This is a genomic window from Nocardiopsis sp. M1B1, assembly GCF_052466615.1.
This window is the reverse complement of the sequence record NZ_CP196194.1, coordinates 3267414-3289343: the sequence shown is the minus strand read 5'-3', so window position 1 is coordinate 3289343 and position 21930 is coordinate 3267414. Positions and strand designations below refer to the sequence as shown.

The window sequence follows — 21930 nt, the reverse complement described above, 5'->3', positions numbered from 1 at the left end:
ATCCATTCCACTCCAATAACTAATCGTTATTGATCTGCAGCTCTCAGGACTTCGATGTGAGCCTGTGACCTGCACCTTCAGGATAAAAAGGCTCATTGAGCCGATCGTGTCCATTCGACCGTGATGGTAAAGTTGGCCTCGGCTGCGGCCTTGGCGAGGATGGCAGTGGTCTCCCCGGTGACCTTGACACCGAACTGCACCGCAATTCGCTCAGGTCGTGATGCAGTGTCGCGAAGTCCCGCCACAACATCCTCAACTGCAGGGGTCACTTCCGCCAATGCCTGCCGAAGGGTTCGGATCGTCGCAGCAGCCGCATCGGCACTCCGGCCGACTGGTTCGATGACAGCCTCGGTTTCATCGGTGATCTCGATGTTGACTGTCCCGCCACTTTCGAGTGGCACGGTCGCGATCTGGCTCGTCACGGTTGCTGTACCGCCCCTTGTGATGTGAGTTGGTAGGATTGCCACCAGTGTAGATGCCGGGCACCCCTTCCCCCAACCCGTCTGCGAATCGGAGCCACAACCTATGGCTATGGCCCAGACTCCATCGCCGCCAAGTACTTTGGGGCTGGCGATCGCCAGGGTGCTCGATGCCAGAGGCCTTCCGTCCGGCACCGCCTTTCTCGCCGCCCCCAACCTGCTGATGACAGCGGCACACGTCGTCAATCTAGCGCTCGGGCAATCGCCTGGCACGGTGGATCGACCGACCAGCTTGGTCGAATTGGACTTTCCGCTGTCTGCCCCTGGGCGGCGTCTTCATGCTGAGATCGAGCACTGGGTACCACCTGGGGAGGGTGAGACCGGCGACATTGCAGTACTTCGGCTCACCGAGGCTCCAGCACCACCAGTTTCACCGCCGCCAATTGTGGAACCGGAGACGCCATTCGGCTTGATGGGGACCGTGCTGGGATTTCCGGCCCGCGCCAACGACGGCGTATGGAGCATCGTACGGATCCGCGGGCGCCAGGCAACCGGTTGGACACAGATCGACCTCGACCGGGACAGCCAGTTCCCCGTCGAACAGGGCTTTTCAGGAGCCCCGGTATGGGATCCAGCTCGGGGCACCATCGTCGGCATGGTGACGCACGCGTGGCGTGGTGGTGGTGTCAAGAGCGCCTATATGGTGTCCGCTGACGGCCTCTTCGCAGCGTGCCCCGAGTTGCGCGAGCTTGCCCGGCCACCTTCACCGTTCCCAGGGCTGCGAGCGTTCGATGAGTCGGACACCTCCGTGTTCTTCGGTCGCAGAGACCTGGTCGACCAGATCGTGCGGTTGTCGGCGAAGGCACCGATCATCACGGTCACCGGCGGGTCCGGGGCGGGAAAGTCCTCACTGCTTGCGGCAGGGGTCGTCCCCGAATTACGCGATCGCGGTGACGCACTCGTGGTCAAATGCGTCCCGCACGAGGCACAGACACCATTGCGGGCGTTGGCCCTCGCCTTGGCCGCTGCGGCCGACACGGAAGCGTCTGCCACGCAGCGTCTGGAGACCGCCAGCCTCTTCGCGGCCATGATCCAGCAGGAACGCATCGCGGAGGTCGTGACGGCCCTGGTCGACGCCAGTAAATACCGACAACTCGTGTTGATCGTCGATCAATTCGAACAGGTCTTGACCGCGGAGGAAGACCAGACCGCCGCATTCGGCAAAGCGCTGAGCGCGCTGACCGCGACCGAGAACCGACCGTGCCTGATCCTCAGTGTGCGCGACGACTTTCTGCCGACGGTTGCACGCTCTCGAAACCTCTCCGATTTGACAGCGCAGGCCTTCCAAATCCCGATCGCCGACCTCAATGCGGATGAGCTAAGAGAGGCCATCGAGGGGCCGCTACGCCTGCTGCCGTCCGTCCAGTTCGAACCGACGCTGATCGACAGGCTTATCGCCGACGTCGAAGGGCAGCCCGGTCGCATGCCGCTGGTACAGTTCGCGCTGGCCGAACTCTGGGACCGGCAAGAGGACGGTGTGGTTAGGTACGAAGCCTATCGGGCGCTCGGCGATATCCGGCTCATGCTCAGCGAGCATGCAGACCGAGTCTGGCAGGGTCTTTCATCGAACGAGCGAGAGCTGGCGCGCCGCTTGCTGTCCCAATTGGTGCACCCGGTACAGAGCAATGAGCGAGTGTTCACCAGGCGGATCGTGGCTCACAACGACATCAGCCCGGAGCTTTGGAGCATTGCCTGCCGATTGGCCGGGGATCGCCTGGTGGTCCTCGGTGACGTGGAGTACAAGCCCGGCCGAACCGAGACGGCGGTCGAGCTGGCACACGAATCGCTCATCGTCCATTGGCAAACGCTGTTGCAGATCGCGCGTGAGGACCGGGATTTCCGACTGTGGCAAGACGGCCTCCGCCACCGCGCCGACCGCTGGGCAAGTCTCGCCCAGTCGACGGGTGGCGGTTACGTTCGGCAGCTGCTACGCCCGCGTCTCGGATCCCGCCCCGGTAGACGCGGGCACCGCGTGCGGCTGTTGTCGCTCAGCGAACTGGGCGAAGCCCGGCATTGGCGGCGGCGACGCGCCGATCTCAGCAGCCTTGAGGTGCAATACCTTGAAGCGAGCCGGACCCGTCAAGCCGTCGTATGGACACGCCTCACCGCACTCGTCGCCATCGCTTCGCTCCTCCCGCTGTACCTCGTCGTGGAATCGAACCGCGAACGACAGTTGCTGCAGCAAGAGGAACTGTCTCGGGAGTTGGCAGTGCACAGTCAGGAGGCTGCAGCCACCGACGGCGTCCGGGCACGCCTCCTTGCCGCCGCCGCTTGGGAAGCCAGCCACACCGATCAGGCCTGGCTGGCAATGACCAATGCCGCAGCGAGCCAGGCCATCGGCCTCAAGGCTGAGGGACACGACGGCCCGGTCGTGGACGTCGAATTCAGTCCCGACGGTACTCAACTTGCGAGCCTGGCAGGCGACGGCAGCATCGCAGTGTGGGACACCGGTGCCTGGAAGGTTCGGCAACTCGAGCGCGGTTTCGAACAACGAGGCATCGGTGACTCGGAGTTCTCGTCTGACGGGTCCCTCTTCGCGATGATTACCGGCAACGGCATGGTTCGGCTTTGGAGGACCGCCGATGGATCTCTATTGGCTACTTGGAACGTCGAATATGAAACGGTCAGAGAGGAAGACGACTCGAACGGCGAAGTGTCGTTCTCACCGGATGGCACCATACTCGCTGCGGGTTCTCAAGTCATCCACCTGTGGGATACTGCCGACTACGGCGAGATCACCAGCTTCGACGCGCGACGAACGGTCGAACCACCCGACTCCGAACCGGTGAGCGTACGCGTCGGAACGATGCAGTTCACTGAATCTGGTCAAACCATGGTCACAGCGGACCACTACGGTCTAGTCCGCGAGTGGGATTCGGTGACAGGCGAGCAACTGTGGTCAAAACAGATCTACGGAACCGACAACAATGTCCCCGTTACCTTGCTTCGGCAGGATCCCAGCAAACCATTCGAGTTCGCAAGTTGCGAACTTTCGTGCCAGGTCGTAGACGCCAGGAGCGGATCCCAAAGAGAATTCGACTTTTTTCTCCCCGCGGGCCTCACCTACAGCACTGATGGCGAATTCCTCGCGGTCAACAACTGGCAAGACGGCCGGATCTGGCAGTCTGATGACCCGAGCAGGATCATCGGCGCCATCCCCCGGGACGTTCTGACTGCAGACACCGCTATCAGCAGCAACGGTGAGATTGTCGCGGGCGCCACCGATCAGGGAATCCAGCTCTGGACGATGCGCTGGCCGGCGAATGCCGGTTCCGAGACTGGACCCCCTGGAGCAGAAGCCGAACCCACACGACTGGTCCTCACCAACGATAAAGGGGCTGAAGTGTGGCAACTGGAGGAGGATTGGAACCCCAGCCACAGTTACTCGAGTGCATGGGAGAACTCCGTCGCAAGCGCTGACAACTCGGTGCTGGCCGACCGGTACGGTGGCGAGTACGGCAATCAGGCCGTCGAAGTCGTAGACGCCGATACTGGCGACCAGATCGCCAACATCAAAGCCGAACAGGGCACATCCGTAGGATTGATTGCGTTGAGCCCTGAGGGGAATTTGCTGCTGCTCGATCGCTCGCAGCCCATCGACCCAGAAGATCCCTCATCAAAATGGGAACATTCCCTGGAACTCTGGGATACTTCGACCGGCACCTTGCTTCACATTCTCGGCTCAGAACCCACAGGATCCACATCAGACTTTGCGTTCAGCGGCGACGGCACAACCCTCGCCACGCTCACTACAAAATTCGCATCAAGTAGTACCGATGTGCGAATCTGGGACACCGAATCCGGAACAATCGAAGAAGAACTGCAGGACACCAACTCAGAGGCGGTGTCTCTGGCATTGAGCCCAGACGGCTCCCGCCTGGCCATCGGGTACAATAGGTCGGGGTTCGAATTGCGTGATCTCACCACTGGCGAATCCAAGGTGTTCAAGCCTCAAGGAAGCCCTTGGTCCGGAGGCGAGTTTGCAGCCATGACCGTGGAGTTTACCCCAAACGGGCGATTCCTGGCCATAGCGTCCCCTGGCAACGGCCTGATCATCTGGGACACAGAATTGGAAGCCCTCGCGACGAGGTTTACCGGCTTCAGCGCTGGCGGGTTGACGTTTTCATCGGACGGAGGCCATATGGCACTCGACTCCGATCCTTTCTTTTCTATTGCTATCGCGCACCTTGACGACCCCTACAATGATATTTGTCGACAGATCCATCATCTGCCAGCAGATGAGCGTCGCTACCACCTTGGCAACGCCGATGTTGAGGCCACAGCGATCTGCGCCTAATCTCATAGAATTTGGGTTATTCTCTAATAGCCAGATCGTCGCCCTGCTGGGAGTCCGCACCCACGCCGTCGACGACTGGTACCGCGCCCTGCAAGCGGGCGGCACGGACGCCCGGGCCAGCAGAGGCCCTGCCGGCCCGGACTACTTCTTCACCGACCACCATCCCGTGCCAGGGCGCCAAGGACTACGGCTTGCCCGCCGATGGCTTGACCCTGGCCCGGTTCCGGAGGGTGATCGCCGAGACCTTCGGCATGGCCTACGCCGACCTGTCGGGTGTGTGGCGGCTGCTGCACCGGATGGGCTGGACCAACCAGCTGTCCGCCTGTCAAGGCGTGGAACACGACGAGGAGGCCATCGCCGACTGGGTTGAGCACATCTGGGCCCCAGCCGGGCAGACCCCCATCCTGCACGTGGCCAAAGGGCCCCTCGACCCCAGATTCTGCTGGTCAGGCACTAATGGGGTCTGGCAGCAGGGAAGAGTTCAACATGGATCTTTGGCGCAGACTCCTAGTAAGAGGAGGGGACCTTTGATCCGATCGGTCACCGGCCCCAAGCACGAGAAAACCCCAGGCCAGTCGGGGTGAACCCGTGCGCTGGCCTGGGGTCGGTGACGCCGTGTGGCTCCTGGTGTGCTCGGCGGTTCGGCTACCCGGCCCTCACCGGAGCCGGGCCACGCAGCAGCGCGGCGGTGGCCTCGGCCGCCGCCTTCGCTACATCCGGGAACACCGACTGGTAAGTGTCCTGGGTGAAGTGCGTGGTCGCGTGCCCCAACTCGCTGGACACGACTTTCACGTCCGTCCCGGCGGCCAACGCCAGTGAGGCGGCCCCGTGGCGCAGCCCGTGCAACGTGATCGGCGGCAACCCAGCGGCCCTGGCGACGCGCAGGAACCAGTCACTGACCTGCCCCGGATGCCACCCCGAACCGTTCTCCTTGGTGAAGGCCAGGCCAGTGTCCGTCCACGCCGCTCCGGCCTTGAGACGGGTCTCGTTCTGGAACCGCTTCCAGGCCCGCAGCACCTTGATGGTGTCCGTATCCAGGGTGATGGTGCGCTGGCCCGCCGCGCTCTTCGGGGTGGAGGTGATCGTCTCCCACGCCAACTGCACGACCTGGACGCGGACGTCGATCTGCCCATCGGTCAACCTCGTGTTGGACCAGGGCAGCCCGACCGCTTCTCCTCGGCGTAGGCCCTTGACTGCGATCAGGTGGAACATCGGATACAGCCACGGATACTTCCTCGCGTGCACCAGGAACGTACGCGTCTGCTCCGGGGTCCACACCATGACCTCCCCCGGCACCGTGCCGTCCTTCTTCCACTGGCGCACCCGGTCCGGTGTCCACACCAGCGGACGCTTCCTCGGACAGGAGGGCAACCGCACGTGCGAGGCGATGTTCACCGACACCGGCAGATCCGGACGCCTGACCGCTTCGGACAACGCACTCCGCAGAGTGGCGCGGATCCGGTGCTTGGTCGACAGCGAGATCACCCTCCGCCCCCTGACTGAGGCCCGCACCTTCACATCGTCGGACTCGCGGCACTCCAGAATGCGGGCGTTGGTCTCCTCAATGAGGTTGAACATGGTCTCGACGTGACGAGCCTGGAGCTTGTCCACCCGCAGCCGGCCCAGGTGCGGGGAGAGGTAGGTGCGGATGTGCCCGGCGTAGGAGGCCCGGGTTCCCGCGGCCAGATCGGGTTTGCCCGCCAACCACTCCCCCAACCACGTCTCGACGGTGGGTGGTTCGGTGCGTACGTCCACCGCCATCGCGACCCGCTTGCGCACCTCCTCCAGGTCGGGGAGCGGGCGGCGTTGTTTCAACGCCGCTTGGACCAGGTCAGCGATCTGCGTCTCGACCGTGGGGTCCTTCTCCGCCAGGCCGATGAGCGCCTTGACGTGCTCCAACCCTTGACGGGCTTGTTCCTGGGAGGCCAGGCCGACCCGTCGGGCTTGGCGGCGCCCGCCCTCACTGGTCGGGGGAAGCTCGTACTGGAACGCCCACGCCCCATGGGCCGGGTTCCAGCCTCCGGTCCGGCGCTTGAGCTGCGGACACCTCACTCCCAACGCCCTGCCGGTGTTCTCGTCGCGGCATCCGCACCGTTTGAACGTGGACCCCTCACGCGCGGCCATGCACGGCCTCACCTTCGTCTCGCTTCCCACGCACACCACACCCGCCAACCCTCGGCAATGAGCCGACCTCGACCGCCGTGTCCGGAGCACTCACACCCACACGGCCCACCTCGCTACCACCTCTGAACTGGACGGATACGGCGTACGGCCCCGCGTGTAGCGGGGCACCACGCATCCACGCTCGACCTCGTAGAGGTGGTCAAGCGGATTCGACACAACCCCCGTCCGATGGGCACACAACCCCCGCCCGGCCGTCCGATACGCCCGACATGCCCCTGTTTCTGCCACCGCCCTGACCAGGGCCGTTCCAGGGGTCAATGACGCGGGCCCCACCGAGCCCGCCACACGGCCCGTCCGCGCCGACCAGCCCGCCCCAGGACGCCTGGGGCCCCGCCGCGCGGTGGGGCCGATGTCGGGGCGCTGACAGCCCCACGCCGCCCGCCCGCGTCCCGGGGCCGCACCATGGGCTTGGAACCCGCCGCGAACCGCCCCGTTCCCAAACAGTGCTTCTCCTCGTCACCAGGCCTCGGCCCCTCCCCCGTCGTTGCCGTGGGCCTCTTCACCCTGATGAACCCCTATGAAGACGCGTCAACTGAAGATGCGACACCCAACCTCAGAACCTCACGCGGCTCGGCCTCCGCCACCGCGTACCGCTGACAGACGAGGTTGCGTGCAGCGCGGCTCGGGACAACAAAAAACGCACGGCCGGTGGGGGAAAGAGCTCTGTTATGCGACGCCCAGAGTGGGACGATCTTGAAGCCTGCGCAGGAGCAAGGGATTAAATTCTTATCTCATGATGAAGCCGAAAGACTTTCGCTGAGAAAGAGATGAAGAAAGAAGGGATACCGCACAAGTAGAGCGCCCGTGGAGGCGGGCGGGGCGGGCGCGCTCGCCCGTGAGCGAGGGCGCCCCGCCCGCCTACGTGAAGAGAACTACCCACTGGGGTATAAGTCTGGACGGCCGCTGGCCCACCCAGATGCCCTCTGAACTGCACAGCAGCATGGTTAAGGGTGGGCCAGCTAAGAGTGGCCCACCCGTTGGCCCAGTCGGTGGCCCATGCGCTGGCCAGGGGTTCACTTCGGGTTCAGTGGAGGTTCGCACCCCACATTCACGCTTCCAAGGAAGTCGGAGGAAAAGCGCGCATGCACTTCTCACAGAAGCAGCAACCCGCGCTTTACAACTCGGCAGGCGAGAGCAATCCACCCACCTCGATTACACCAGATCAACTCTCCATGGAAAGAGAACGCAAATGTCACCCGAGAGGAGAAGATCCTTTTTCCATGGCTTCTCAACCAGGAGAAGTCCGCGCGTGGCAGGTGAGCGGACTTGCACGCCCCTGGTCTGGCTCTAGAGGAAGAGAGGGTAGACGAGGCGATCAGGGAAGGGACACAGCGGAGGGGTGGGGGCAGGCACAGGTGGGCGAGGGCCACGGTAGATGTAGGCGGGCGGTTCCGCCCCCGCTTGTCGGGGCGGGCCCGCCCGCCTACGTGAAGAGGACTACCCACTGGGTATAAGTCTGGCTTCCCAACGGCCCATCTGCAGCGGCTCCCACCTGCACTGATAACGCCCAAGAGGTGGGCCGATCAAAGCGGCCCACCTACAGGCGGAGGCACAGGCGGAGTCACAGGCCCCTGGAAAGGCGGAGTCACAGGCGGAGTCACAGGCCCTCCAACGGCCCACACCCTGACACAAGGTTCTTCTGGCCTCCGCCATGTGAGGCCGGGGCGGCGCCAACCGTGATCACGGTCAGCACCATCCCGGCGTGGGTTCTTTCTTCTCAGGTGGTGATCGCCTGCCAGCGCCGCACCAGGTGGGTCAGCTCAGCGAACTCGCCCTTGCCACCGCCCCCAGAGCCGGAAGGTGGTGATGTCGCCGGGCCTCGGCCGCCCGCTGTTTCCCTGCCTCGGTTCCCTTGCACGCCTCCCCTGTTGTGAGCACGGACGACGCGGTCCTCGTGCCGAGCGAGGTAGGGGCGCACCCCGCGCACTCCCTCATCGTCCTCGCACCATCCACGCGGTCCTGTATACGGAGTCCGCTGCGGTGGCACCTTCACCGGAGCTTCCCTCGGCTGTTCCTCTCCGGGCCGGGGCCGAGGAACATCCGTACGCTCCTTGGCCGCAGCCCGTACCGAGGCTGGTTCGCGGTCCTTTCGCGCACTCCGCAAGGGCAGCGGTGGGCGGACCTCGGCCACCGGTCGCGTACTTGGGCCGGTGGGGCCGCAGAACAGTGCGGCGAGCACCGCCCCGAGGACCCAGCGCACCTGTTCGCCCCAACCCTGACGGCGCCTGCGGTGTCGCCCGCTATGCTTCTCCACGGTTTCCTCCTGCTGTACTCAGGTGGGAATCACGCCCCGGGCCGGTGTTCTCAGCACCGGCCCGGGGCACCCTTTTCTCTTGTCAGCGGCCTCGCGAACGAGGCCGGTTCTTCCTGTGCGGCCACGGGTGAGTGTCAATGGCCCCGAGGTCATACGCCCTCGAAACTGCGCTTCTCACCCACTCTGCACAATTAGTCACAAAACACCCCAAAGCCCAACGAATAGGTGCCCTTTTCGCTGAGGGTGGTCGATGTTCCCTTGGATGGGCGAGAACCTTCAACCCCGCCGATCGAAATAGTCACCGTGTTCTACTGGGCAGCTACGTTCCTGTTCAGAGGTGGTTCGCGTCGACCCGGGAGAACACCAGGTCGCTCATCTCTGCGACCGGTTTCTCCCACCTCTGCGGCGGGATGGGCCTCCTGATCGCGGTGGGATAGGTAGTCGCGTCGTACTCATTGACGATGCGGTAGGTGTGAAAGCCCGCTTCCCTCAGCGGTCCAATCACGGTGCCCGGGTCGAGTCCCTGCTTCGCCAGAGCTCGCGGAGTGATCTCGATGATCAGTTCGGCGTCGGACCGCAGCGTTCCGAGCGCGGGCAGGAGGCTCCGCACCGCTGCGGCTTCGGCCCCCTCGACGTCGATCTTGATCAGCCGTGCGTTTCGGACCTCAGAAGGGTCGAGAATTCCTGTGAGCGGCGCGGCGCTGGTGTGGAAGGATTCGTGCACGACACGCGGCCGGACCGTGGAAGTGCCACCGAGGTTGCCTGGGTCGGTCAGGAACATCTCCACACATCCGGGTTCCGCCGCGACGGCTTGGGCGACGGTTCGGACGTTGCGCGCACCGTTGAGCAGGATGGTCGCCCGCAGGTACTGGTGAAAGCGCGGAACGGGTTCGATCGCGACGACGTGCCCGGTGGGACCGACGAGGTGGGAGGCGAGCATCGTGTAGTAGCCGATGTTCGCGCCCGCGTCCACGAAGGTGTGACCGGGTTTGAGGCGGCGGGTGATCCACGCGGTCAGGTGGGGTTCCCAGGTGCCGAAAGTGTAGAGGTAGCGCTGAATGATGTCGCTGGTGGTGACGGGGAACCGGCCTCCGAAGCGTGCCTGGGCGAGGGCCGTGACGGGCCTGTGCGTGAGTTCGTGGTCCAGCCACCGGATAGCTCGCGGGGAGACGAGTTCGGGCGTGTGTCGGATCGTTGTTCGTAGGGTTGCTCGGGTGAAGCGGTGCATCGGCTGCTCCGGGAGGGAGGACGTGTGGGACGGATCCCTGTGGTGTTCCTGCTGGTCGGCTTGACCGGATCGGGAAAGACCACCTACGCGCGGACCGTGCTGGAGCCGCGCGGTGTGGTGCGGTTGTCGGTGGACGAGGAGGTCCACCGGCGGCACGGCCGGTACGGGGTGGACTATCCGGAGTGGGAGTACTTCGAGCGCCAGGCCCCGGTCGTGGAGTGGGTGCGCGAGCGTCTGGTCTCGCTGGTGTCCGAGGGCCGTGACGTGGTGGTGGACCACGGTCTGTGGCGGTGTGCTGAGCGGGCCGAGTGGAAGAAGCTGGTGGAGTCGGCGGGGGCGCGGTGGAGGTTGCTGTACTTCCCCGTGGAACACGAGGAGTTGCTGCGGCGGTTGTCGGAGCGCAACCGCCGCCAGGACGCCAACGCGTTGACGGTCACCCCGGAGGCGTTGGCGGACTTCATGGCCAGGTTCGACCCGCCGGAGGGTGAGGGCGAGGAGGTCATCGCTCCGGGTTCGTTTCCGTGTGGGCCGGCCGCCACCGGGTGAGGATCCGGTGGGCTTCGTCCTGCCAGCCGGGCGGGGTGTGGTCGAGGGTGACGGGACGGAATCGGAGCACGGGGTCGGCGGTGTCGATCCGCCCCCCGTTCTGACGCAGGTGTTCCAGGAGTCGGGCTGCCTCGTGGCGGACGGCCGGGCTGGTCTCGGTCCAGGTGCCAGAGGCGAAGCGGTCGATCCGGCGCCGCAGGTCGGCGTCGATTCCGTGCCGCCATTTGAAGTGGTGGACCACCGCGACCGGTCCGTGGGCGGGGTGGTGGCCAGGAGCGCGGTGGTTGCCCGAGGAGAGGGTGACGCCGGAGCGGGCCAGGACGATCTTGCGGGGGTCCGCCAGCAATAGGCGGTGGGTGAGCCAGCCGCCCAGGGGGTAGGCGGCATCCAACCGTGCTCGCGGGTCCTCCCCCGTGGTCTCCGCTTCGGGCGGGTGCCATCCGTTCAGGTGTCCGGTGCGGGTGACGCGGTCGAGCATCAGACCGCGCACCACCGTGTGTCCCGCGGTTTTCGCTGCTGTCACGGTGTCGTCGAGGCTGGTGGCGAAGGTGTGGAACTCGTCGCTGTCGGCGATCAGGTGCCACTCGGCGTCGGCGTGGGCCCGAAGGCGATCGCGCAGGTTGGCGTTGGTGGTCTCGTGCCAGGGTCCGTGCTCGACCAGTACCGGGGTGACGCCCAGGCGGTCGAGCGTCTCCCGCAGGCGCTGTTCGCTTCCCTGCGGTGCGTGCTCGGGCAGGTGGAGCGCGAGGTGGAAGTCGCGGACCCCGAGCGCCCGGTAGTGGTCGACCCAGGCGTGGAGCAGGTGTGTCTCGACGGGTCCGATGACGGCGATCAGCGGTGGGGGCATGACTGTTCCTCCTCGGTGGCCAGGCTCTGGAGAAGCGCGAGCATCCGGGCCGGTGTACGCAGCCCGAGGTCCTCAGCCGCTGCCGGCGGGGGTACCAGCGGCGGGTGCGTCGCGGCCTCATCGATGGCGTGGGCGAGCGCGACGGGGTCTTGGGGCGGGACGACGGTGGCCCAGGTTCGGACGCGTCCGGTCAGGTCGGGGTCGTGGTCGGAGAGCAGGAGCGGGACGCCGAAGCGGGCGCAGTCCGCGACCAGCCCGGACTCCTTGCCCACTCCTGGGCACCGGATGACGGCGGTGAAGCCGCTGGCGGCGTAGACCTGCCGGATGTCCGCGGGGTTCAGTGGGCCGGGTAGCGCGCGGAGGTCGACGCCGGGTGCTCTGGCCATACGGTCGAGCAGGTCCGGATCGGTGGGGCTGCCCGCGACGAGGACGTGAAGGGGCTGGGTGAGGTGTTCCAGCGCGGTGGTCACGGTCGCCATGTCCTTGTGCGGCCACCATCCGCCCACCAGGCACAGGACGGCTTCCCTCTCCGGTAGGCCGAGGGCCTGTCGGGCACGGGTGCGTTCGCTCGGGCTGATGCGCTCGTCGGGGTTGGCGAGGGCGAAGGGGTGGACCGCGGTCCTGAGTGCGGGGAAGCGTTCGCGTACCTCGTCCTCCACGGACCGCGTCGGGCACAGGGCGAGGACCCGCCTGGGCGGGGCGAGGCGTCCGAGTGCCCGCACGATGAGGTCCTCGGTGGTGTTGACCTCGTGGACCACGCGCAGGTGCGGTGTCCGGGACAACGCGCGGGCCAGGTCGTGGAGGGCCTCGCTGGCGGTAAGGATGACGGCGGTCTCGGGGGTGCGGCCCAGCAGGTGACGTGCGGTGTGCAGGGAGGCGGCTTCGGTCAGGCATCGGGCGACCAGGGTGACCTGGTGCGGGAGTCGCCGGTGTGGCAGCAGGTGCCGTGCCCTCGCGGCGGAGCGCTGCGCGCCCTTCCCCAGGGCGAGGAGAAGTCGGGCTTTGACGCCCTCCGGTCGTGTGGCCACTCGGACGCCGTGCTCTTGGAGCAGGGTGTGTACGTGGGCTGGCATTCCGTTGAGAGTGATCACCGCGACCTGGTGGCCTGCGGTGGCGGCGGCACGGGCGAGGTGGGTGAGGGCGTGCTGCCAGTGCCCCGCGTGTTCGGTGGCCGGTTCGACCAGCGCCACGGCCCGCCTCACGACCGCTCCTGGGCACAGGCCGCGTCGAACCGGGCGCGCAGCCATACGGGATCGTTCAGACGCTGCCAGGCGGGGGCGTCGTCGGGTGTGCTGCGGGCGAAGGCGGTGCCGTCGCGCGCACCGCGTTGGACCCAACGGGTGAAGCGGCCTCCGGCCGGGGCGGACCAGGCGCGGAGCTGCTCGCGCGTGGTGTCGGTGTCGGCCCCGTACTCGCAGCCGCGGGTGAGCATCGCGATCTCCCGGAAGGCGGCCTTCCAGGCGTGGTAGGGGCTCTGGTCGAAACGGGTGGTGCCCGCCACCTGGTCGAGGAACTCCACCCGCCCGGGGAGGGCGGCGAGGACGTCGACGGCCTCGCCCAGGTGGCGGAGGGCGTCGCGGCTGATGAGCTTCATCCCGCCGTAGCCGTAGGCGCGGCCGGTGACCGGGTTGGCGGCCTTCCACACCCGCATGGCCACGTCCTCGCCCAGGGCATCGGGTTCGAGGGTGAAGGTGGTGTGGATGTGGAAGTCTCCGTCAGCGAGGAGGAAGGCGTCGGTGTCGACCAGTTCGGCGGCGAGCCGGTAGGCGCGGCGCATGCCGACCACGCCGTGCAGGCGTTTGACCGGGCGCTCCAGGACACGTTCCAGGCGGGTGTGCAGGTCGTTGGCGAGGGGTTCGTCGAAGGAGAGCATCACCGCGTCGGGGCGGGGGTTCACGCGATCGCCTCCAGGTAGCGGGCGGCCACGTGCTCGGGGGCGAGGTGGCGGGTGGAGTCGTGGGCGTGGCGGCTGTGGGCGGACCAGAAAGCGGGGTCCTGGACCAGGCGGTCGGCGAGCTTGACGGCTCCGTCGAGGTCGTGGGGGTCGAAGAGCAGGTCCTGGTGGACGGCCTCGGCCATCCACGCCATCCGGGGCGCGATGACGGGAACGCCCATGGCGTGCAGGTCGATGATCGACATGGACCAGGTACAGCCGGGGCGCAGGGGTGCGAACCCGAGGGTGCTCTCGGCGAGGAAGGAGCGGTAGCGTTCGCGGTCGCCGCCATCGGTGCAGACGGTGACTCCGGGGGTCGCGGAGAGTCGGGCGAGGGCGTGTTCGGGGCTGGGGTCCAGGGCGATGCGGCTGGGGTCGCGGCGGCCGAAGAGGTCCATGACGCGGAGGGCGAGGCCGTTGGCGGTGACCCGCTGGGCGATGTCGACGAAGTGGCCGGTGCCGTAGTGGCGGTAGAGCCGGTGGTTGTACAGACCTGTCGGGTGCTCGGGAGCGGTGGCGTCGGAGCGGACCAGGCGGGGATCGCGGGGAGGCGGCACGATGTGGACCCGGTCGTCGACGCCGGCCCGGTAGGTGGCCGAGGCCTGGAGGACCCAGTCCCGAGCGGTGCGGGAGTGGACGAGGAGTCGGTCGCAGGCGGCCAGGCCGCTGGCGAAGGCCAGGCGGAGGGGGACTTCGAGGCCGCCGTCGCTGAGGGAGGCGTCCTTGACCAGGTGCCCGTGTTCGTCGACGGAGAAGGGCAGGTAGTGGCAGTAGCCGACGACCTGGGCGTCGATGCCCGCGTCGAGCATCGCGGTGCGGACGGCGGGGGCGGCCTCGATCTGGTTGACCACGACGGTGTCCGGGCGGGTGGCGCGCAGGAGCTGGGCGAGGTAGCCGACGTCGTGGGTGAGGCGCACGCGGTACTTGCTGGTGGCCGCGGGTGGGGGCACCATGTGGCGGACGCGGGTGTCGGTGACCGGAATGGGGCACACCAGCGTGACGTCGTATCCGGCGTCGGTGAGTGCCGGGGTGAGGATGTCGGCGTAGATCCATCCGGAGTCGGCGCTGAGCCGGGAGGCGTTGGAGACGTTGAGTAGGTAGAGCATGGACCTGGACATGAGGGTGCTTTCTTCGTCGTCGGGGGTGAGGGTCAGCGGGTGAGGGAGGTGCTCGCGACCAGTAGTGCGTCCACCTCGTGCTTGAGGAAGCGGCGATGGCCACCAGGGGTTCGGAAGCTGCTGATCCGGCCTTCCTTGGCCCACCGGGAGACGGTTCTGGCGTCCACGCGGAAGGTCTGGGCGACCTCTCCTGGCGTGAGTACGCGAAGGGTTCGGAGAGCGGGTGTCGTCGGTCCAGGGGACAGAGACAACAGGGGTTCCTCTCTGAAGGCGTAAGGTGCGCAGGGGTACGGCCTGTGCGGCTGGTCCTCGTGTTCCTCGGCGGAAAGCCTTAAGGCGCTGGACAGGGTGTGTGGCGTTACCGCCGGGGGTGAGTGCGATCAGCGGACGCACGCGTGCTCGGGGCCGTGGAAGCGGACACTGAGGGCTCGTCGGCACGGTGACCGGGCGGTGGTCCGCCCGCGCTGAAGCGCGCGGGCGGTCTCATCGTGCTCGGGGCCGTGGCGGACGTCCCAGGCCGCGGCGCGGTTGCTATCGCGTGGGCGGGAGGTGGCGGTCGAAGATCCCCCACACGGTGACGGGGCCTCCGGCGCAGCCGTCCCACTCCCAGTACAGGGCGAGCTCGGCCAGGCGTCGTAGCCCGCTCCCCTGCCGTTCGGGGCGCCCTTCGGCGGAAGGGGCCTCGGTGGGAACGGGGAAGGTCAACGGTTCACCCGGACGGGGTCCGTCGTCGGTCACCGCCAGCTTGAAGGAGAAGGGCTGTTTCTCCAGCCTGATCCGCACGGTCCCGCCCGGCAGGCCGGAGGCGGTGTGCGCCAAGGCGTTGCGGTGGAGGATCGTCACAGCCTCGAGCAGCCGTTTGCGCTGGCTCGCCGGCGAGCCACAGCGCGGGAACAGCCAGCGGGCGGCCGTGCGGATGTGGCGCGATTCGTGTCCGAACTCGGCGATCCACGTGTTGGGGTCGGCGCAGCGAATGCGGCGAGGCAGCCGCGGCAAGGCGTCGGAAGGGCTGGGGGCGTTACCCCGGCTTGTCCCGAGCTGGGTACTCTCCTGCATGTTGTCACCTGGAGTGTCGAGAACGCATGGGTGAGGCCGTGTCCCGGGGCTGCTGTAACAGTCGCCGGGACTTTCTCGTCTGAGGTGGCCTGCGAGCCTCGCCTTCTCTCGATGCGCCACGGCCCTCTGGCCGCACATATGGCACGCGGGCGCAGCGGTATCGGATACGAGCTGGGAGGCTCGGTCCACCTTGACTCTTCAAGCATGACTAGGGATTCCCAAATGTCAAGGGGAATCCATGATCACACTGGGAAGGTTAGGATCAGTGTCATGAGACGGATACCGCGCACCCACAGTCCCAGCGTGCGTCGACGGCGGTTGTCCGCCGAGCTGCGCCGCCTACGCTCCCAACACAAGCTGACGTTGGAGCAGGCCGCGCAGAGCACCCGCATCCCGAAGAGCCGCCTGGGCCGGATCGAGACCAGCGACCTGAAGACCGTCAAGGCCACCGACCTGGACGCCTTGTTGGACCTGTACGAGATCACCGACGCGGGAACCCGTGAGGCCATGCACTCCTTGGCGCGTGAGGCGGGAGAACGAGGATGGTGGTCGCGGTACCGCGACGTGTTCGGCACGCACGCGCTTCCGGACTTCGAGACGGAAGCCTCGGTGATCCGCACCTACGAATGCCAGGTCGTGCCCGGGCTGCTGCAGACTCCGCGCTACGCGGACGCGCTCGCACGGGGCACCGCGGCCTTGGACGACGCCGAGATCAAGCGGCACGTGGACGCTCGGATGGAACGGCAACAGATCCTGACCCGGTTCTATCCACCGGAGTACTACGCGGTCGTCGACGAGGCCGCCCTGCGCCGCCAACCCCAGGACCTCGACATCATGCGGGAGCAGCTCGAACACCTGGTGGAGGTGTCGACCCGGCCGAACATCCACATCCACGTCCTGCCGTTCAGCGCGGGGCTGCACGCCGCGACGCTGGGAAGCTTCGTCATCATGGACTTCCCCGAACCCCTGGACCCTTCGATCGGGTTCGCCGAGACTCCCACGGATAGTCTGTTCGTAGAGACCGATCCTGAGCTGGCACGGTATAACGCGACATGGCACGCGGTACACAACGCGGCGTCCACTCCAGCTCAGTCACGTGAGTTCCTCCAGGGTGTCCTGGCGGCGTTAGAGAGCGAACACTGATGCAGAACCTGTCATGGCGCAAGTCCTCCTACAGCGGAGGTGGAGGCCAGAACTGCGTCGAGGTAGCGGAGCTGCCGACCGGTTCCGCCGTCCGCGACTCCCAGCACCCCGACGACGCGCAGCTGGCCTTCCCCTCTCCCGAGTGGAGCACCTTCCTCCGCCAGGTGAAGACTCAAGGCCGCTGACCCTCCTGCAGCACGTCGGCCCCCGGAACACGGCGGATTCTAGGGGTCGTTGCAACACAGAAGGTCAGTTGCTCGTTTGGAGTAGCTTAGTGAGGCGCTCGGCTGGGGTTTCCCAGCCGAGCGTCTTGCGTGGTCGGCTGTTGAGTTCAGCGGCGACGGCGTCCAGGCGCTCACGGGTGTGGTCGGACAGGTCGGTGCCCTTGGGAAAGTACTGCCGCAGCAGACCATTGGTGTTCTCGTTCGAGCCGCGTTGCCAGGGACTGGCCGGGTTGCAGAAATAGACCGGGACGTCGGTGGCGACGGTGAACGCGAGGTGCGCGGCCATCTCCGATCCCTGGTCCCAGGTGAGAGATCGCCGCAGGTGCGGCGGGAGCGTCCCAACGCTCTTGACCAGGGCATTGCGGGTGGAGGCCGCGCTGTGGCCGGCGGGCAGATGAAGCAGCATCACGTAGCGGGTGGAGCGTTCCACCAGGGTGCCGATCGCTGACTTGCCGCCCTTGCCGATGATGAGGTCGCCCTCCCAGTGGCCGGGAACGGCCCGGTCAGCGGCCTCAGCGGGCCGATCACTGATCATGACCATGTTCCGGATCGCGCGGGGCAGGCGTTTGCATGCGTGGCGGTGGGGGCGGCGACGTGCGCGTTCCGTCCGCAGGGCACGGGCCAGCTCTCGGCACAGTTCACCGCGGCCCTGGACGTAGAGGGCCTGGTAGATCGTCTCGTGGGTCACGCGCATCTCCGGGCGGTCAGGGAACCGTCTGCGAAGAGCGTGGCAGATCTGTTCGGGGCTCCACCGCATCTTCAGGTGGTGCTGGATGAAGTCCCCTAGCTCTGGGCTCTGGCCGATCTTGCCGGGCTTGGGACGGGGTTTGCGCTGATCAGCTCGGCGCTGGGCGGCGTGCGGCCGGTAGACCCAGCTGCCGTCTGGCAGGACGGTCCGGTTGCGGCGGATTTCCCGGCTGACTGTGGAGGGGCTACGGTCCAGCTCGGCCGCGATCGCGCGGATCGTGGCCTTCTCCCGGAGCCGGTCGGCTATGCGGATTCGGTCCGCCTCGCGCAGATACCTGGACGGTCCGTCCAGGGGCGTTCCCGAAGGTTTCGGGGACGCCCCTGACGGTTCGATCGGCAATGCCTCGCCGGTGCCACCGGACGCGGTACGCCCGTTGCGCCATCGCTTGCCTGTGCGCACGTTGATGCCCACGATCCGGGCTGCCTCTGCGTACCCCACACCTTGATCCACCAGCTGAAGGTAGACCCGGCGTTCTTCTACCAGGGCACGCGTCCCCGCGTTGACCGAGCGGTCCCGGATCTTGAATTCCATCGCATCCCCTGAGGTGGGGTGTTGCGACGACCACTAGAACTCAAGCACCACCGGGGGCCGACGTGCGTCCAGCTCGCTGCCCGAGCGTTCCAGGACAGGTGACAGGAGGCGATCCCGGCACACCGAAGTTTCCATTACACCCCGCACAAGACAAAACACCTCAAACCACAACGGAAATTCATGATTTAACGCCGGAACGTCACTGGCGCCTTCTAGGATTCCCCAAGAAACCCCCAGCGGAGTGCAGAGGAGTGTCATGGACGGCGGCAGAGTAGCCGCACGCGGCTTCGAATACCAGTACCTGCGGACGATAGAAGCCACGCTGATCGCCCTATCCGACCCGGATTTCCATGCCTGTCATGTGGAGGGCGATCCGTTGCCGACAGAGGGCCCGGCCGTCGATATCGTCGACTTCGCCTTCGTTGGCCCTGAGGGGCGTGTCCTCCAGTCCGCACAAGTCAAGAGTGGCGGCCCCACCAGTGAGCTGAGGGTGGGACAGGTCGTCGACATTCTCGCCAAGCTGATCAGCAGCGGGGAGGCCGACCGCTACGCACTCCTGACCAACACCCGGACCCACCCCACTGTTGACGCCCTCGCCCGTGTTCTGGCGGAACCACTACTGCCCGAGGAACGACGGACACGGCTCGCGGAAGTGCTCCGGCGCACCAACTCGCTTAGTTGGCTCAACAGCCTCGACAAGGAGGAACTGAACCGGTTAGGCCGGTGTGTCGTCAAGGTGGACTCCCGGGACCGCGCCGAACTCGACCAGGACCTGCGCGAGGCTTTGAGGAAGGCCCGGAGGCAATCAGGGCGTTCCCTCGGACACCAGTCGAGCGGTCTGCTACTCGCCTACCTCCAGGCTGAGGCCCAACGGCGCGCGGGCGACCGAAACGCGGCCGAGTGGACGGCGGAGGATTTGCGCGAGGCCCTGACCCTGGACGACCAGGTGCTGGCGGATGCGCTGGGGCAGCGGGACTGGGGAGGCGTGCTTGGTGAGATGGCCCCCATCCCGGATGTACCGAGGCAAGCGTTGCTGGATGATGTGGCAGGCAGACTGCTCCCCTACCGGGAGAACGGGTCTCGCAAGCCGGGGCTGTGTGTGCTGGCAGGTCTGTCGGGAATCGGGAAGTCGTCCCTGGCCGCGGCCTACCTGGCCGAGTATGCCGACGCCTACGACATCGCGTTCTGGGTCGACTCCTCCAACGAGGACACCGCTTTCGAGGGTTTCCGGGCCCTGGCCCGGAAGCTGGGAGTCAGCAGTGAGGGTGGCCCGGGGGAAACACGCTCAGCGGTTTTTCACGCACTGAGCTCGCGTTCGGGGCGTTGGCTGATGATCCTCGACGACGCTCGGGAGGCTTCTGTTTCTTCCTGGGTTCCTCGCATGGGTAACGGCGATGTGCTGGTTACTTCATTGAACCGGCACCTGCCCACCGGCTCCGGTTGCACGGTTTTAGTGGAGGGGATGCGCCCTGAAGAGGCAGTCCGGCTGCTCACGGCTCGGCTGGAGCTCACGGAGGAGGAGGTTCTGGAGCATAGGGAGACGTTGAAGGGCTTGGCGGCCTCAGTCGAACATTGGCCGCTCGCTCTGGAACTCGTCTCCCGATACCTGCACACGTGTGGTTACCGGGTTGTGGAGATTCCCGAGTTCGTTGGCGAGCTACGCAAACGGGCCTACGCGGACCGTCATTCGGTCCCAGACGGTTATCCCCGCACCCTGGTCGCGTCCATCAACCTCTCCCTCGAACTCATCGCGCAGGAGGATGATGCAATCATCCAGAACCTGTCCTACGGGTTCCTCTTCCACGCTTCGTACTTGAACACCCGTCGTATCCCCCTGCACCTGGTGATCGCCTCCCTCGACGAGGAGGTGGACCTGGATGATGAACCCCAGCCGATATCCATTTACCCGAGGCATCTGGAGAGGGAAGTCATCCGTACACTGACGCGAGCCAACCTCATCCGAGAGGATCATTCACTGCCCGAAACCGATCCTGATTGGCCCGAGGCGAACGTCACCGTCACCTTCAACAGCGTGTTGCAGGAGGTTCTAGGGGGCAGGTTCGAGTCCATCACCCCGGCCTCCGAGGTGCACGCGGCACTGACTCGCCTCTCCTTCCACACCAACCGGTGGCTCTGGTCCACCTTGCAGAAACAGCAAGCGGATCGTTCTCACAGCATCTACCCGCAAGCGTCTAGTCTCGTTGAACACCTCATACGGTTAGAGGTCACCAGCGCCCCGGCTGTGCTCCTCATGGGCAATCTGGCTTCCTTCTATCATCTCAGCGGTAAGGACCCGGAAACCGCGATCTCCCTGCTTCGAAGGGAAGTTCGAGTACTAGAAAAAAGCGACCCATCAAACGGCTTTCTCATCAACCAGGCCCGTCTCCACCTTGCGAGCGCGGCAATCATCCACGATGACCCTCAACACTCCTCCCTCGATGATGTTGTGGAACAGATTGGGCATGTCCTGGTTTACGCGCAGAGGTTGGCCGTGGATTCAGAGTTCCAAGGCAAGTCAGCGACCTTCTGTGTCCGAGCCCTAGCCGTACTCGAACGGGCGGAGAACATCAAGCTCACCTCGCCGGCAGCACGCCAGCTCACCCAGATCCTCAACGAAACCTTGGAACGGCTTCCCATTACCAGTGAGGCAGCAGCCACGAAGGACCTCCGTGAGGCCTCTCAGCTCTTGTCCTCGGGCGACCATTCCACAGCCGAACAACTGTGCCGACGGATCATCCGAGAGGACAACGGTGAAACCACCCATGGCCTAGAGGCCCGCAGATTCCTGATCGAAGCCCTCTTCTACCAGCACCGTTGGAGCGAGGGTCTAGCCGAACTCAAATACTTCATCGCACACATGGGCACAAACCCTCTATTCAAGCCAAACCTCGACGACGCCATGAACAACATCGGCCTCCAGTTGGCTGGTTTCTCCCTTTTTGAAGTCGACACCAAGGCACAAAGCGCCTTCCTTTCTTTGATGTCAGCCCCCGGCGTACGTTCTGCTCGAGCCACAGCCCGCGGAGAATACGCACACAAGTACGCCGTGCTGGAGTTGGTTCTGTCCCTACTACAGGGGAATGATCAGGAAATTCGAAGGCACTCGACGACAGTCCTCGAATCTTCCATTCACTCTCCCGAGATCCAAGGAAATATAGGCTGGTCGGCAATCACGGTCTCCGCCTTGCAGGCATCTGGGATAGCAATCGATATTAGATCAAGCAGCCCGAAAGGATAGCCGAAGCAAAATATGAGGTCTGTTCTAATTTGAGCGATTGCCACTCGCGTGGCGGCCAAAAAGCAGGACCCCCATCAAGCGAACCTTCGTGATGGTACAACCAG

16 protein-coding genes are annotated in these 21930 nt (G+C 65.6%); 6 read left to right on the top strand and 10 right to left on the bottom strand.

Annotation, left to right across the window (positions count from 1 at the left end):
- Positions 1 to 92: 92 nt before the first annotated feature.
- Positions 93 to 422, bottom strand: coding sequence for a CU044_2847 family protein (locus ACSTA4_RS14145; protein ID WP_358421513.1), 330 nt, complete (start codon positions 420 to 422; stop codon positions 93 to 95).
- A 109-nt stretch (positions 423 to 531) separates the two neighbouring features.
- On the opposite strand from ACSTA4_RS14145, the gene ACSTA4_RS14140 reads away from it, so the two are divergent.
- Positions 532 to 4776, top strand: coding sequence for an nSTAND1 domain-containing NTPase (locus ACSTA4_RS14140; RefSeq protein ID WP_444963947.1), 4245 nt, complete (start codon positions 532 to 534; stop codon positions 4774 to 4776).
- Between the two features lie 11 nt (positions 4777 to 4787).
- Complete coding sequence (locus tag ACSTA4_RS14135) at positions 4788 to 5360, top strand: helix-turn-helix domain-containing protein (RefSeq protein ID WP_444963946.1); 573 nt, start codon at positions 4788 to 4790, stop codon at positions 5358 to 5360.
- 61 nt (positions 5361 to 5421) lie between these two features.
- On the opposite strand, the gene ACSTA4_RS14130 is transcribed toward ACSTA4_RS14135, so the two are convergent.
- Positions 5422 to 6900, bottom strand: coding sequence for a tyrosine-type recombinase/integrase (locus ACSTA4_RS14130; RefSeq protein ID WP_444963945.1), 1479 nt, complete (start codon positions 6898 to 6900; stop codon positions 5422 to 5424).
- A gap of 2645 nt (positions 6901 to 9545) precedes the next feature.
- On the bottom strand, positions 9546 to 10442 hold the full coding sequence (locus tag ACSTA4_RS14125) for an FkbM family methyltransferase (RefSeq protein WP_444963944.1): 897 nt from the start codon (positions 10440 to 10442) through the stop codon (positions 9546 to 9548).
- Between the two features lie 24 nt (positions 10443 to 10466).
- On the opposite strand from ACSTA4_RS14125, the gene ACSTA4_RS14120 reads away from it, so the two are divergent.
- A complete protein-coding gene (locus ACSTA4_RS14120) occupies positions 10467 to 10988 on the top strand; it encodes an AAA family ATPase (RefSeq protein ID WP_444963943.1) in 522 nt (173 codons plus the stop codon).
- Here ACSTA4_RS14120 and ACSTA4_RS14115 read toward each other — a convergent pair.
- From ACSTA4_RS14115 to ACSTA4_RS14090, 6 genes are all read right to left on the bottom strand, one after another.
- Positions 10942 to 11835, bottom strand: coding sequence for a glycosyltransferase family 2 protein (locus tag ACSTA4_RS14115; protein WP_444963942.1), 894 nt, complete (start codon positions 11833 to 11835; stop codon positions 10942 to 10944). The two genes, ACSTA4_RS14120 and ACSTA4_RS14115, sit on opposite strands and share 47 nt — an antisense overlap.
- Positions 11820 to 13037, bottom strand: coding sequence for a glycosyltransferase family 1 protein (locus ACSTA4_RS14110; protein ID WP_444963941.1), 1218 nt, complete (start codon positions 13035 to 13037; stop codon positions 11820 to 11822). Before ACSTA4_RS14110 ends, ACSTA4_RS14115 begins: the two co-directional genes overlap by 16 nt.
- Positions 13034 to 13732 carry a hypothetical protein gene (locus ACSTA4_RS14105; protein WP_444963940.1) on the bottom strand — a complete coding sequence of 233 codons (699 nt, stop codon included), beginning with the start codon at positions 13730 to 13732 and terminating at the stop codon, positions 13034 to 13036. Before ACSTA4_RS14105 ends, ACSTA4_RS14110 begins: the two co-directional genes overlap by 4 nt.
- Positions 13729 to 14886: a glycosyltransferase gene (locus tag ACSTA4_RS14100; protein ID WP_248771576.1), complete on the bottom strand. Its 1158-nt coding sequence runs from the start codon at positions 14884 to 14886 to the stop codon at positions 13729 to 13731. The genes ACSTA4_RS14105 and ACSTA4_RS14100 overlap by 4 nt, the downstream gene beginning before the upstream one ends.
- Positions 14887 to 14918: 32 nt before the next feature.
- Positions 14919 to 15131 (bottom strand): BldC family transcriptional regulator, encoded by a 213-nt coding sequence (locus tag ACSTA4_RS14095; RefSeq protein WP_444964173.1) that lies wholly within the window; start codon positions 15129 to 15131, stop codon positions 14919 to 14921.
- A gap of 286 nt (positions 15132 to 15417) precedes the next feature.
- Positions 15418 to 15942, bottom strand: coding sequence for an ATP-binding protein (locus tag ACSTA4_RS14090; protein ID WP_444963939.1), 525 nt, complete (start codon positions 15940 to 15942; stop codon positions 15418 to 15420).
- A 270-nt stretch (positions 15943 to 16212) separates the two neighbouring features.
- On the opposite strand from ACSTA4_RS14090, the gene ACSTA4_RS14085 reads away from it, so the two are divergent.
- Both ACSTA4_RS14085 and ACSTA4_RS14080 read left to right on the top strand, forming a co-directional pair.
- Positions 16213 to 17085 carry a helix-turn-helix domain-containing protein gene (locus tag ACSTA4_RS14085; protein ID WP_051104417.1) on the top strand — a complete coding sequence of 291 codons (873 nt, stop codon included), beginning with the start codon at positions 16213 to 16215 and terminating at the stop codon, positions 17083 to 17085.
- Positions 17085 to 17270 (top strand): DUF397 domain-containing protein, encoded by a 186-nt coding sequence (locus tag ACSTA4_RS14080; protein WP_444963938.1) that lies wholly within the window; start codon positions 17085 to 17087, stop codon positions 17268 to 17270. Before ACSTA4_RS14085 ends, ACSTA4_RS14080 begins: the two co-directional genes overlap by 1 nt.
- 64 nt (positions 17271 to 17334) lie before the next feature.
- On the opposite strand, the gene ACSTA4_RS14075 is transcribed toward ACSTA4_RS14080, so the two are convergent.
- Entirely contained in the window at positions 17335 to 18588 is a 1254-nt protein-coding gene (locus tag ACSTA4_RS14075; RefSeq protein WP_444963937.1) for an IS30 family transposase, read from the bottom strand.
- A 256-nt stretch (positions 18589 to 18844) separates the two neighbouring features.
- Between ACSTA4_RS14075 and ACSTA4_RS14070 the strand changes: the two genes are divergently transcribed.
- A complete protein-coding gene (locus ACSTA4_RS14070; protein WP_444963936.1) occupies positions 18845 to 21826 on the top strand; it encodes an NB-ARC domain-containing protein in 2982 nt (993 codons plus the stop codon).
- The last annotated feature ends 104 nt before the right edge of the window (positions 21827 to 21930 follow it).